Raw genomic sequence first — 13496 nt, forward strand, 5'->3', positions numbered from 1 at the left:
CCTTTTTAGTCCCTCGCTCGTTCGCTGGACTCAGTATCGTAAAGATAGCCCCCGAAACGCCGGTCACCCCCAATGACCGGCGTTTCTTTTTGCGATTTGCTCGACAGACTTCCGGGGTGACAGGTTTTGTCCTGCAGGCCGGTCATTGTGATCTTCAACGAAGCGATACGCGATGGAGAGATCAGGATGGCGATTGCAATCAATGCTTATGTCGACGGTGTCAGCGGTCTGCGCAATGTGGTGCCTCACCGTTTTCGGGACGGATTTTACCGCATGCAACGCCCTGGCGATGAGATCGATTGCCTCCATGTCGAGGATTTGCGGTCGGTCTGCCGTTATCTCAATAAGGGCTACCAGCTGGCGATGAGCACGGCGGACGGGCATTCCATGCCATCCTGGCAAAAGCCGGAAAGTGTCCGTATCGCCATTCGCTGACCGAGCTCAGGGCAGGCCGGGAAAGTCGCTGCGGCGATAATCCCGGACCATCTCCGCCAGTTCGGCGGGCGCGAGGACCTCAACCTGGTCGCCCCAGGCATAGAGATGCCAGCACATTTCCAGCCAGCCACAGGCCTCAAAGCGAATGGTCAGGCTGCCATCGACGCCGGTGTCGCTGGTCTGCCCGGGATGGAAGCGGTAGCGCGCTGCGTGCGGCGCGGCCGCCGGCGTGAAACGCCACACGACTTCACCGAACTCCCGGTCATCCTGGAACACGCCAAAGGCGCGATTGGCGTAGGCGTCGAAATCAAAGTCCGGGGCGCGGGCGAACCAGTCCTCGGTTGCCTCTGCGACCTCGATATCCTCGACCCGAAAATGGCGCATATGCCCGTCTTCGCGGTCACGGTCGCGCCCGACGAGATAGCGCCGCGCGCCCAGTAACAGGCCATAGGGCTCGATCCAGCGTTCGCGGGCGGTTTCATCGCGGCGCCCCCGATAGCGGATTTTCAGAATGAAAGGGCCTTTGAGCGCTTGCGCGATGGCGGCATCGACAGCCGGGTCGGAGGCGGGTTGGGGGCCGGGTCGTGCCGCGTGCCCCATCGCCTCGAGGAGGGCCTCCTCATCGGCTTCGAGCCCGGCCCGGCGCTTGTCTGGCATCAAGAGGTCGATGGTCTGACGCAGGCTGCGCAACTGGCTGACTTCGCGCTTGAGGCCTTCGCGCTCGAGCGTCGACACTGCCAATTCAAGGGCGGCGACTTCATCGGCCTGGGGGGCGAAGAACTCGCCGACCCGCCGCCGCGGCACCCGCCAGCGCTTGATGCCGTCGCCATCGACATAATCCTCGGTATCCGGAAAGACCTGCTCCAGGGCCTGGGTCATGCGCTGCGCGGTGCGCCTGACGCATTCGAACTCGGATTCGATTTCGGCCAGTGAAATGCCACCATAATTGCTGGCAAGGCGGGCCAGCCGCAGGAGGTCGACCGCTTTCGAAAAGGACATGGCACTTCCCTGAATTCCTTCGCCGCACAAGCCGTGTATCTGATAGACTCAACGGCTCGCGACTTGCATTCGACAGGACATGGACGAACCACTCAAGCCGGCCTCGCCGCAACGCCATCTGATCTTGCGGATCATCGATGTCATCATTGCCGCCATCTCACGCGCGATGGCGCGGGATGTGATGCTGTTCGCGGGAGGCGCCTCCTTCTTCGGAATGCTCGCACTGTTTCCCGCCATCGCCCTGGCCATGTCGGCCTACGGCCTGATCTTTTCAGCCTCGGATGCGGAGCAGCAGATTGCCCGTTTCGCCGAGATCATGCCGCCAGGCGCGCAGGATTTCGTACTTGGACAGATGGGCCGGCTTGCGGATGCCCCGATCGCCGCCCTGTCATTGAATGGTTTCATCGCCTTGGTGATTGCCCTTTTTGCCGCCTCGCGCGGGGCCAAGGCGATCATAGCCGGTCTCAACCATCTCGCAGAGGACCGGGATATCCGCAATATCCTGCAGTTCAACATCCTGGCGATGATGAGTGTGCTGGTCGGCGGCGCCTTGTTGACCGCGGCCAATCTCGCCGTCCTGCTGATCCCCGTCCTGCTGGCTCGCCTTTTCCACGCGCTTGGCCTCGACGCTCTGAATCTGGATTCGCTCATAAATGAGTGGAGCGTGGCCGCAACCTTCATGTTCGTGGCGCTTGAACTGCTCTACCGTGTGACCATGCGGAAGCGGAAACGCGCGGTGAGCTGGCGGGCCTCAACCGTGGCAGCGCTTGTCGCCACTGCGCTCTGGCTGGGGCTGTCGAAAGGTTTTTCAACCTATGTCGGTGAAGTGATCGATTTCGGCGTCTATGGCTCCCTCGGTGCACTTGTCGTCTTCCTTCTGTGGATTTATTGGTCCGCCTATGCCGTCTTCTTTGGCGGCGCGCTTGCCATCGAAATCGATAATCGCGTGCGGGCTGCACGCGAGGATGGCGAAGGGATTTCAGACGCGGGCTAGCTATTTGCTGCGCGCGCGATATAAACATGAACCGAATATCAACTTCGAGACGGGGTTCGCATGAAAAAGGTATTTGCCGACGCCCAGGCTGCACTGGATGGCCTGGTCTTCGACGGGATGACGGTGATGGCGGGCGGGTTCGGCCTGTGCGGCATTCCGGAAAATTCCATCGCCGCCTTGCACAAGGCCGGCGTGAAGGACCTGACCGTGATTTCCAATAATTGCGGCGTCGATGGCTTTGGCCTTGGCGTTCTGCTCGATGCCAAGCAGATCAAGAAAATGGTCTCCTCCTATGTCGGTGAAAACAAGGAGTTCGAGCGCCAATTCCTGTCCGGTGAGCTGGAGCTGGAGTTCAATCCGCAAGGCACGCTCGCCGAGCGTATCCGAGCAGGCGGCGCCGGCATTCCCGGTTTCTTCACCAAGACGGGGGTCGGCACGCTGATCGCCGAAGGCAAGGAACATCGAGAGTTCGACGGCGAGACCTACATCATGGAAACCGGCCTGAAGGCAGATATCTCCATCGTGAAGGCCTGGAAAGCTGATCCCGAAGGGAATCTTGTTTTCCGCAAAACGGCCCGCAATTTCAACCCGATGATGGCAACGGCCGGCAAGGTCACTGTGGCCGAAGTCGAGGAAGTCGTTGAACTCGGTTCGCTCGATCCGGACGAAATCCACACGCCAGGCATTTTCGTCCAGCGCCTCTTTGTCGGTAGCTTCGAAAAGCGCATCGAGCAACGCACCATTCGTGAAAGGGAGGTCGCATAATGGCCTGGACACGTGATGAAATGGCGGCCCGTGCTGCCCAGGAACTGGAAGATGGTTTCTACGTCAATCTCGGCATCGGCATCCCAACCCTGGTGGCCAATCACATCGCCGAGGATATCGACGTCACCCTGCAGTCGGAAAACGGCATGCTGGGCATGGGGCCGTTCCCCTATGACGATGAAGTCGACCCGGATCTCATCAATGCCGGCAAGCAGACCATCACCGAACTGCGTCGCACGAGCTATTTCTCCTCGGCGGACAGTTTCGCGATGATCCGCGGCGGCCATATTGACCTGTCCATCCTGGGCGCGATGGAGATCTCTGAGACCGGCGATATCGCCAACTGGATGATCCCCGGCAAGCTGGTCAAGGGCATGGGCGGCGCGATGGATCTGGTGGCCGGCGTCAAGCGTGTCGTGGTCATCATGGACCACGCCAACAAGAAGGGTGAGCCCAAGCTCCTCAAGGAATGCTCGCTCCCGCTGACGGGCCAGGCCTGCGTCCACCGGATCATCACCACGCTGGGTGTGTTCGACGTGGTTGAAGGCGGGTTGAATCTGATCGAGCTCGCGCCGGGCGCAACGCTCGAACTGGTGGCGGAACAGACTGAGGCCAAATACACGGTTGCTGATAATCTGATCGCACACGAAGCGGCCTGATACAGTCCGAAGGCAGGGGTGGATTTCCGCTTTCTGGTTGAGAATTTCTAAGGCGGTTCACCGATGCGTGAACCGCCTTAGCATTGTTTAATCCGGGTTTCATGGTGCTGGACAGGTCGGGTCGGTTAGGACCGGCATGCGAGGGAGACTCACATGCCATTGACACGCTTGTCGCTGAATAACCCGGCCGCCGTATTCGTCGGGATCGCGCTGATCGCGCTTATGGGCGTTGTCGCCTTCACCAAATTGCCGATCCAGCTCTTCCCGGACACAGAGCGGCCCCAGGTCAATATCGCGACATTCTGGCGCTCGGCCTCGCCGCTGGAGATGGAAAGCGAAATCATCGAGCCCCAGGAGCAATTGCTCACCGGTCTGCCGGGGCTTGAGGAGATGCGCGTCTTTGTCGGTGAGGGCTCGGCCTTTATCAATCTGACCTTCGCGCTTGAAACCGACATGACGCAGACGGCGATTGATATCTCCAATCGCCTGTCGCAATTGCCGCCGCTCCCGCGTGATGCGGTCGGCCCCAATATTGGCGGCTTTGGCGGTGATGCGCAGCAGAGTCTGATCTGGTTCTTCATGCAGGCCTTGCCGGGCAATCCGAACGAGATTCACGACTATTCCGCCTTCGTTGAGGACTCGATCATTCCGCGCCTGGAATCGATCCCGGGGGTCGCCAGCGTGCAGATCGGCTGGGGTCAGCGGCCGGAGGAATTGCAGGTCACGATCGACCCCTATCGCGCCGCGGCGCTGGGCGTCACGCTGCCGCAAATCTCTGGCGCCATTGTCAATAATTCGGATGTCTCAGGGGGCAATGCCGAGATCGGCCGCCGCTCCTACCAGATGCGGTTCGAGGGCGAGTTCGAGCCGGAGGAGCTCGACGAACTGGTGATTGTCTGGCGCGATGGCACGCCGGTCCGGCTGGGCGATGTCGCGACCGTCGAGGTCAATTACGGCGAACGCAATAACTTTACCTACCAGAACGGCAATCCGGCCATCGGAATCGAAGTGCGACGCCAGCAGGGCGCCAATGTCCTCGCGGCTCTCGATGCAGTGAAGGCGGAAGTCGCCGAGATCAACGAGACTTTGCTGGCCGATCGCCAGCTGGTCATGGCGCCGTCCTTTGATGCCTCGGTCTTTATAATGCGGGCGATCGATCTTTTGCGAACTAATCTGCTGCTTGGCGTCGTGCTGGCTATCTTTGGTCTCTGGCTCTTCCTGCGCCGGGCCCGGGCGACGTTGATCATCTCGCTCGCCATCCCGGTTTCGTTGCTTTCAACCCTGATCGTCCTCTTCCTGCTCGGCCGCTCGCTCAATGTGATCTCGCTGGCGGGGCTGGCCTTTGCCACGGGCATGGTCATGGATGCGGCGATCATTGTGCTGGAGAACATCATTCGGCGAAGGGAGGCGGGCGAAGACGCGGATACCGCCTCCGACAAGGGTGCGCAGCAGGTCTGGGGTGCTTTGCTTGCTTCGACGACGACGACCGTCGCGATCTTCCTGCCCATCATCTTCACGCGTAGTGCGGAAGGGCAGATATTCGCCGATCTCGCCGTGACGATCGCGGTCGGCGTCGCCATATCGATGATCGTCGCCGTCACCGTTCTTCCTGTTGCGGTGAAGCACTGGGTGAGGGACCGCAAGACTGTCACCGCACAGCCCATTCTCAACCGGGTTGCCGATTTTGTGCTCATGGTCAGTGACAGTCCGCGCCGTCGGATCGGGATGGTCACCGCGCTCATCGTCCTTCCTATGGTCTTCACCTGGTTCCAACGCCCGGACATGGATTATCTGCCACCGGTTCGCCGTGATGCGGTCGATGCCTTTTTCATGTTTCCACCCGGCTCCAATCTCGACTGGGTCGAGGAGGAGGTCGCTGCGACCGTGATCGAGCGCCTCGCGCCCTATATGTCGGGCGAGCGCGAGCCGGCCTTGCGGAATTACTATTTCGGGACCTTTCCGGGCGGCGGCGGTGCAACGGCCGGTATCCGCGTGGAAGACCAGTCCCGGGTCGGTGAGCTCGAGCGCATTGTGCGGGAGGAGATCATCACCGGCATCCCCGATGTGATTGGCTTTGCCCAGCAGGGCAGCCTGTTTGGCGGGTTCTCCCAGGGTGGAAATATCCAGGTCAATATCCAGTCATCGGATGCGGAGGCGCGCGCCCGCGCAACACAGGCGGGTTTGCAAATGCTGCGAGAGCGCTTTCCGGGCGTTAACATCAATGCCAACCCGCCGCCACAATCGACACAGCCTCGGCTGACACTGGTACCCAATGACCGGCGTATCCAGGAAGCGGGCTGGGCCCGACGGAATGTGGCCGGCATGATTGCCATGCTCGGGGATGGCCAGTTCATTGGCGAGTATTTCGACGGCGAGAGCCGAATGAACATTATCCTGCGTTCGCAAGGGTGGGATACGCCCGACCAGCTGGCCGGTCTGCCGATCGCGACGCCGAGCGGCGCCATTGTGCCGCTGGGCGATCTCGTGGAGGTGCGAGAAGAGGTTGGCGTCGGGGGCATTCAACGCCTCAACCGGCGTCGCACGGTGACGATCAATATCAACCAGCCGGATGGCGTTTCGCTCGAGGAAATCCTCTCGGTCGTTCAGGAAGAGGTTGAACCGGTCATTCGCGCCGAACTGCCGGCAGATGGAACAGTTGTTTACGGCGGCAGCGCCGACAGTCTGGACCGGGCCATCAACACCATGCTGATGAATATGGGTATGGCGATGGTCATCCTCTTCCTGATCCTCGCCGGGATGTTCCGTTCATTGTGGGATGCCGTGCTGGTGCTGGTCTCGATACCGCTGGCCGGTGTGGGCGGTGTGGCTATGTTGCAGATCCTGAATCTCTTCGTGACACAGCCCCTCGACCTTTTGACCATGATGGGCTTCGTCATCCTGCTCGGCCTTGTGATCAATAATGCGATCCTTCTGGTCGATCAGACCCGCCAGGGTGAACGTGAGGGGCTGGGCCGACGCGATGCTGTGGAGGCGGCGTTGCGCATGCGGTTGCGACCCATCTTCATGTCGACCATGACCAGTTTGCTGGGCATGCTCCCGCTGCTGCTTGTCCCCGGGGTGGGCAGTGCGATCTATCGCGGTCTTGCCGCGGCGATTGTGGGCGGGATGAGTATCAGCCTGGTCTTCACCCTGATCCTGATCCCCTGCCTGCTCAGGCTCGGCGAGGGCGCCAAGGCGCACCTGACGCAAGCCGATTCCCAAGTCCAACCGGCCGAATAGGCTGACCCGCGGAGACCCCTCATGCTGGCTCAAACTCTCAAACTGACGCTCGCGCTGCTGATCCTGGCGCTCGCCAGCCCCGCCGCGCTGGCCCAACAGGCGCCGCCACCTGCCGTGGTTCGAACCTCCGAGATCGTGTCACTGGACATGGCGCGGACCATCAACACGCCGGGGAGCGTGATGTCGCGCAATGATGCCCAGATCGCCGCGGAAGCGTCCGGCCGGATCACCTTTATCGCGGAACCCGGTGACGAGGTGGAGGAAGGCGGGCTGATCGCGCAGATGGATGATCGCCAGGCGCGCATCGAACTGGAATCGGCCCGCGCGCGTCACGCTCGTGCCGCCGCCAATGCCAGCTATCAAAATGCCGAGGCGGCGCGTTATCAACAATTGGCAGAAAATGGCACCGTGCCGGCCACGCGTTTGCGCGAGGTTGAGCTAGCGCGGGATCTGGCCGTCCAGGATGCCCGCGAGTCCCGCTCTGCACTCGACCGGGCCGAGCTGGTCCTGGAGCGCACACAAATCCGCGCGCCGTTCTCCGGGCGTGTGGCCGAACGCCTGATCCAGGTCGGGGAATTGTCGGCACCCGGGCGCGATATCGCCCGCCTGGTTGATATCGAGCACAAGGAAGCCGTGGCTCAGGTCCCGGTTGCCGTCGCGCCCTATCTTCGGGTCGGAATGGATGTCACGCTGTCCTTGTCCGACAGCACGTCCGTTCGCGCGCCGATCCGGGCGATCATCCCGGTTGGCGATGCTGTTTCGCGGACCTTTGAGGTCCGCATAGACCTGGAGGGGTCAGACTGGATTATCGGCTCGGCTGCCCGGGTAGCCCTGCCCACCGAAACGCCTCGCACACAGCTCGCCGCGCCCTATGACGCGGTCATTTTGCGGGCCAATGGAAACTTCGTCTTTGTCGTCGATGACGAGGACATTGCCCACCAGGTCGCGGTCGCGCCCGGCGTGCGTACTGATGGCTATATCGCGATTGATGGCGAGGTGGAGATCGGTCAGCGCGTTGTCGTCTCGGGGGCGGAAACCCTGTCGGAAGGCCGCACAGTCAGCGAGCTGGGCGAGGACGCCTGATCAGCAGGCGACCACGTTCACGGCCAGGCCGCCCTGGCTGGTTTCCTTGTATTTCTCCTGCATGTCGACACCGGTCTGACGCATGGTCTCGATGACCTGGTCGAGCGAGACTTTCATGTCGGCCGAGGTCGCCTTGAGGGCGAGACGGGCGGCGTCGATGGCCTTGATGGCGCCAATGGCATTGCGTTCGATACAGGGGATTTGCACCAGCCCGCCAACCGGGTCGCATGTCAGACCGAGATTATGCTCCATGCCGATCTCGGCGGCGTCCTCGATCTGGGCATTATTGGCGCCCATGGCAGCGGCGAGTGCCGCGGCGGCCATGGAACAGGCGACGCCAACCTCGCCCTGACAGCCGGCCTCCGCACCGGAGATCGACGCGTTTTTCTTGTAAAGCGAACCGATCGCGGCGGCTGTCAGGAAAAAGCGCTGGAGGGCTTCTTCATCATCCTGGTCACGATGGTATTTGTCGAAATAGCGGGCGACGGCAGGGATGATGCCAGCCGCGCCATTGGTCGGCGCGGTGACGACGCGGCCACCGGCGGCATTCTCTTCATTCACCGCCATCGCCCACAGATTGATCCAGTCCATCGCGGCCAGTGGGTCCTTCTTGGGATCCACCGGTTCGGCGATCAAGTCGCGATTCATCTTGGGCGCGCGGCGTTTCACATTGAGGCCGCCGGGCAGGGTGCCGTCCTGTTTGAGGCCGCGATCAATACAGTCCTCCATCGCCCGCCACAGACCTTCAATCCCCGCCCGGATCGTATCATCGGGCAGGAAGGTGCGCTCATTGGCCAGCATGATGCGATAGATGGACAGGCCGGTGCGTTCACCAATCTCCAGCAGCTCGGCCGCCGAGTTGAAAGGATAGGGCTCGCCTTCCTTCACGTCGGCAGCGGAATTGCGCCCCGCCTCGTGTTCATCGATCACGAAACCGCCGCCGATTGAGTACCAGATTTCCTCGCGAATGATCTCGCCGGCTTCGTCCAGAGCGCGAAACTTCAGTGCGTTGGAGTGAAAGGGAAGGCGAATATCACCGCGGAAATCCAGGTCCTTGCGCTCTTCGAACGGGATTTCCCGGCCATCGCTCAAGCGCAGCGTCTGCTCGGACCGAATGCGGGCGAGGCGATCCGGGATGGTGTCGGGATTGATCCTTGCCGGATCCTGGCCCTCCAGTCCAAGCAGGACAGCCGTATCCGTGCCATGACCCAGGCCGGTCAGGGCCAGTGAGCCGTACAGCTCTGTCTGCAGGCGTGCGATCGGACGCTCTGCCTGTTCGGCCATGACGCGCTCGACAAAAACCTTGCCGGCCTTCATCGGCCCGACAGTATGCGAGCTAGAGGGCCCGACACCGATCTTGAAGAGGTCGAAAACACCGAAATGCATGGCGATACTCGCTGAGTTGCGATGATGGAGGGTGGCCGTGGGGCGTCGTGGTTCGACTAGTCGTCGCCGAGGCCCTGGTCACGTGTGAAAGCATTGAAGCAGATGATGGTCTGCGTGTCCTTGATGCCCTCGATCGTCTGAACCTTCTGGTTCACGAAACGGCCGATATCGGCTTCGTCCTGGAGCGTGAAGCGGGCCAGCAGGTCAAAAGCGCCGGAGATGGAATGCACCATGGGCGCCTCGTCGAGATTGTCGACCAGTTTGGCGGCAACATCATAGGTGTGGCCGAGCTCGCATTTGATGAAGACGTAGAACTGGCGCATGGAAAACTCCTCGGGCTCAAACTGCCGCCATCCGGGCGGCCAGGCGGGTGTGACACTATCGGCAAGTATTGGCCGGTTGAACCGCCTGTGTGACAGGCTCGGCGGGCGTTCGCCAGTGCGAAATCGCGCGCGGCTCAGGTCACAGCGGCACGTTGGTTGAAGCGCGGCTCACGCCACTCCTCCGCCGTCATCACCTCGACCAGATGATCCACAGCCCGGGCCACGTCTTCGAAACCGACATAAAGCGGTGTGAAGCCGAAGCGCAGGATATCCGGCGCCCGGAAATCCCCGATCACGCCCCGCGCGATCAGGGCTTGCATGATCGGGTAGCCGTGTTCATGGGCAAAGGAGACTTGCGAGCCACGCTGCTGCGCGTCGCGCGGGCTTCGCAGCTCGAACCCGTCCAGCCGCTCCTCAACCTGTTCGATGAAGAGACCGCCCAGCGCCCGGGACTTGGTCCGGATCGCGTCCATGTCTGCTTCCAGCATGATGTCGAGGCCGCATTCCAGCGCGGCCAGGCCGAGAATGGCCGGCGTCCCGCACTGAAACCGGTCAATCCCGGGGGCTGGTTCGTACTGGTCTTCGAAGGCAAAGGGCCGGGCATGGCCGAGCCATCCGGACAGGATGGGAGACACCACCTCCTGGTGACGCTTGGCGACGAAAAGGAAGGCTGGCGCACCGGGGCCGCCATTGAGATATTTATAGCCGCAGCCCACGGCGAAGTCGGCGCCACAATCATTGAGTTCAACCGGCAGGGCGCCGGCCGAATGGCTGAGGTCCCAGATCACCGGAATACCCCGGGCCTGGGCGAGGTGGGTGAGAGCCTTCATGTCGTGCAGGCGGCCCGATTTGTAATTCGTGTGGGTCAGGAGCAGGGCCGCAACATCGTCGTCGAGCGCCTCCGCAATCTCGGAGGTTTCGACCAGACGCTGGCGGATGCGACCGCCTGAAAGGGTCGCGAGACCTTCCATCATATAGGCATCGGTCGGGAAATTGCCGGTCTCCGACAGAATGACGGAACGCCCGGGTTTGAGTTGAAGGCACGCGCACAAGGCTTTGAAAATATTCACAGAGGTGGATTCGCCCGCCAGCACTTCATCGGCGTCTGCGCCAATCAGTCGGGCGATCTTGGCACCCAGTCGGCGCGGGGCATTGATCCAGTCATGCGTGTTCCAGGAGCGGATGAGATCCTCACCCCATTCCTGACGGAGAACGTCCTCCATGCGGGCCGGCACGCTGGCAGGCCGCGCGCCGAGCGAATTGCCGTCCAGATAGATAACGCCATCCGGCAGATCGAAGCGTGATTTGAAGCCGGCCAGCGGGTCGGCCGCATCGAGGGCCTTTATCGCATCACGTGTTTTCATGTCAGCTCTCTCAGAACAGCCCGGACGGGCGCGGCATCGGCGCCCGCAATCTTCAGGGGCAGGGCGATCAATTCATAAGCGCCGTCAGGCACATCGTCGAAGACCAGACCTTCCAGGATGCGCAGGCCATGCCTTTGCACGGCATGATGGGCATCCATGGTTTTGGACGTCTCCGGATCAAGCGATGCGGAATCCACCCCGACCAGCCGGCACCCGGCGGCGGCGAGCGCATGGATGGTGTCGGCATGAAGGGCGCGGAAATCACTGTCCCAGGTCTCGTGTGGGAATTTTGAATAGGTGCGGATCAGAACGCGCTCTGACGCGCCGATCTTTTCCCAGTCCAAATCACCCGGATGCACGTGGGAGCCACTCCCCTGTGCCGTGATCAATCGGCAGAGGCCGACATAGACGTCGATATCGGCGGCGGCCATATCATCCCCGTCCGGGTCATAATGACTGGGCGCATCAGCATGGGCGCCGCTGTGGGTGGACAGGGTCAGACGGGAAACCTTGACCGGGCAATCCGGCCCGATCGTCCAGACCGCGTCACAGGCGAATGCTGTGTCGCCGGGCCAGACCGGCAGTCCGGACCGCAGGGTTTGTGAAATGTCCCAGAGCTTGGCCATGGCGATCAGAGCGAGGTCCGGACGGTCCAGATTTCCGGGAAGAAGCGCAGATCGAGCGCTTTGATCAGATAGGACACGCCACCTGTGCCGCCCGTGCCGCGGCGATAGCCGATGATGCGCTCGACGGTTTTCATGTGGTTGAAGCGCCATTGCTGGAATTTGTGTTCCAGGTCGACCAGCTTCTCGCCCAGCTCATACGCCTCCCAATGCGTGTCGCTGTCGCGATAGATTGCGCGCCAGATTGCCTCGACCGCCTCGCTGGCCTCATACGGTTCCGACCAGTCCCGCTCGAGCTTGTCCGCAGGAATGTCATAGCCCTTGCGGCTGAGCCAGCGCAGGGTCTCATCCCACAGGCTGGGCGCATTGAGTGCGCCTTCCACCATCGCGCGAGCGGGTGGATTGTCGGCGTGGACCCGGGCGAGGGTCGCATTCTTGTTGCCCAGCCGGAATTCCAGCGTGCGATACTGGAAGGACTGAAATCCGGAGGAGGCGCCCAGCTTGTCCCGGAAAGCCAGGTAGTCGGCCGGGGTCATGGTGGCGAGCACGTCCCAGGCCTGGATCAATTGCTCCTGGATGCGGCTGACGCGGGCGAATTTCTTGAGCGCCGGGCCGGCATCATCACGGCACAGATCGGCCAGCGCGGCCTCGGTCTCGTGCAGAACCAGCTTCATCCACAACTCAGCGACATGATGGATGACCACAAAGAGCATTTCATCATGTTCGTCGGTGATCGGCCTTTGTGCGGCAAGCAGGGTGTCGAGGGCGAGATAGCCGCCATAGGACATCTCGTCCTTGAAGTCCCAGTGAATGTCCTCGCCGGACACGTCCACCCGGGACGAAAATGTCTCGCTCATACCGATACTCCCCGTTCTCCGGCCGCGAGCCCGAACGACTCGCCGGCACCGTCGTCGTTGCGAGAGGTGTAGGGGCTAAGGCAGCGGGCTGGCAACCGCGTGCGACGCTTGATGCCGGTCGTCTGCTTGCCTAGCTTGCCGCGGGTCTTCAGGGGGGAGATAGCGATGGAAGCCGCGAGCGAACAGACAGTCTGGGATGTGATCGGGCTCTATCTGCAACAGGGCTATATCCACATCTTGCCGCGCGGCCTGGATCATATCCTCTTCGTGCTGGCGCTTTTCTTTGCCTCGACCCGGATGAAACCGTTGGTCTGGCAAATATCCGCTTTCACGCTGGCCCACACGATCACGCTGGGCCTGGCGGTTCTCGGCTATGTCAGCCTGGATGCGTCGATCGTCGAGCCGATCATCGCCCTGTCCATTGCCTTCGTGGCGATCGAGAACCTCGTCTTCAAGGACATGACGCGCTGGCGTCCGGCCATTGTCTTCGCTTTCGGCCTTTTTCATGGGCTGGGTTTCGCCGGGGTGCTGACCGATTACGGCATTCCGCAGGATCAGATCCTGCCCTCGCTGCTGAGCTTCAATGTCGGCGTCGAGGCCGGGCAGCTGACGATTGTCGCAGCCTGCTGGCTGATACTGCACCGCTTCGCCGATGCTTCCTGGTATCCATGGCTGGTCCGGTTCGCCTCGGGCGCCATCGCCCTGATGGCCTTGTGGTGGACCGTCGAACGGGTCTTCCTTGGCGGCTAGCGCGGACACAAAAAAGGC

At 61.7% G+C, this 13496-nt stretch carries 13 protein-coding genes; 7 read left to right on the forward strand and 6 right to left on the reverse strand.

Annotated elements, in window-relative coordinates; all coding sequences use genetic code 11:
* Positions 1–186: 186 nt before the first annotated feature.
* A complete protein-coding gene (locus tag Q0X62_RS09110; protein ID WP_295690856.1) occupies positions 187–435 on the forward strand; it encodes a hypothetical protein in 249 nt (82 codons plus the stop codon).
* Between the two features lie 6 nt (positions 436–441).
* Here the strand turns inward: Q0X62_RS09110 and Q0X62_RS09115 are convergent, their stop codons facing one another.
* Complete coding sequence (locus tag Q0X62_RS09115; RefSeq protein ID WP_297734408.1) at positions 442–1434, reverse strand: WYL domain-containing protein; 993 nt, start codon at positions 1432–1434, stop codon at positions 442–444.
* 79 nt (positions 1435–1513) lie between these two features.
* Between Q0X62_RS09115 and Q0X62_RS09120 the strand changes: the two genes are divergently transcribed.
* The 5 genes from Q0X62_RS09120 to Q0X62_RS09140 all read left to right on the forward strand — a co-directional run bounded on the left by Q0X62_RS09120 (position 1514) and on the right by Q0X62_RS09140 (position 8175).
* Positions 1514–2428, forward strand: coding sequence for a YihY/virulence factor BrkB family protein (locus Q0X62_RS09120; RefSeq protein WP_297734410.1), 915 nt, complete (start codon positions 1514–1516; stop codon positions 2426–2428).
* Between the two features lie 60 nt (positions 2429–2488).
* Positions 2489–3193 (forward strand): CoA transferase subunit A, encoded by a 705-nt coding sequence (locus tag Q0X62_RS09125; protein WP_297734413.1) that lies wholly within the window; start codon positions 2489–2491, stop codon positions 3191–3193.
* On the forward strand, positions 3193–3852 hold the full coding sequence (locus Q0X62_RS09130) for a CoA transferase subunit B (RefSeq protein ID WP_297734434.1): 660 nt from the start codon (positions 3193–3195) through the stop codon (positions 3850–3852). The genes Q0X62_RS09125 and Q0X62_RS09130 overlap by 1 nt, the downstream gene beginning before the upstream one ends.
* A 153-nt stretch (positions 3853–4005) precedes the next feature.
* The gene (locus Q0X62_RS09135; RefSeq protein WP_297734437.1) at positions 4006–7092 is read left to right on the forward strand and encodes an efflux RND transporter permease subunit; all 3087 of its coding nucleotides are present in this window, start codon (positions 4006–4008) and stop codon (positions 7090–7092) included.
* A 21-nt stretch (positions 7093–7113) separates the two neighbouring features.
* The gene (locus tag Q0X62_RS09140; protein WP_297734439.1) at positions 7114–8175 is read left to right on the forward strand and encodes an efflux RND transporter periplasmic adaptor subunit; all 1062 of its coding nucleotides are present in this window, start codon (positions 7114–7116) and stop codon (positions 8173–8175) included.
* Here Q0X62_RS09140 and Q0X62_RS09145 read toward each other — a convergent pair whose 3' ends face one another.
* The 5 genes from Q0X62_RS09145 to kynA form a co-directional block, all read right to left on the reverse strand.
* Positions 8176–9561 (reverse strand): L-serine ammonia-lyase, encoded by a 1386-nt coding sequence (locus Q0X62_RS09145; protein WP_297734441.1) that lies wholly within the window; start codon positions 9559–9561, stop codon positions 8176–8178.
* Positions 9562–9617: 56 nt separating this feature from the next.
* A complete protein-coding gene (locus Q0X62_RS09150) occupies positions 9618–9884 on the reverse strand; it encodes an Lrp/AsnC ligand binding domain-containing protein (protein ID WP_297734443.1) in 267 nt (88 codons plus the stop codon).
* Positions 9885–10018: 134 nt separating this feature from the next.
* The gene (gene kynU, locus Q0X62_RS09155; RefSeq protein ID WP_297734445.1) at positions 10019–11248 is read right to left on the reverse strand and encodes a kynureninase; all 1230 of its coding nucleotides are present in this window, start codon (positions 11246–11248) and stop codon (positions 10019–10021) included.
* A complete protein-coding gene (gene kynB, locus Q0X62_RS09160) occupies positions 11245–11874 on the reverse strand; it encodes an arylformamidase (protein ID WP_297734447.1) in 630 nt (209 codons plus the stop codon). The genes kynU and kynB overlap by 4 nt, the downstream gene beginning before the upstream one ends.
* 5 nt (positions 11875–11879) lie before the next feature.
* The gene (gene kynA / locus Q0X62_RS09165) at positions 11880–12728 is read right to left on the reverse strand and encodes a tryptophan 2,3-dioxygenase (RefSeq protein WP_297734450.1); all 849 of its coding nucleotides are present in this window, start codon (positions 12726–12728) and stop codon (positions 11880–11882) included.
* Between the two features lie 165 nt (positions 12729–12893).
* Between kynA and Q0X62_RS09170 the strand changes: the two genes are divergently transcribed.
* Complete coding sequence (locus tag Q0X62_RS09170; protein ID WP_297734452.1) at positions 12894–13478, forward strand: HupE/UreJ family protein; 585 nt, start codon at positions 12894–12896, stop codon at positions 13476–13478.
* Positions 13479–13496: the final 18 nt, after the last annotated feature.

Origin of the sequence: uncultured Maricaulis sp. (assembly GCF_947259345.1) — a bacterium.
In the GTDB taxonomy this organism is placed as follows: Bacteria; Pseudomonadota; Alphaproteobacteria; order Caulobacterales; family Maricaulaceae; genus Maricaulis.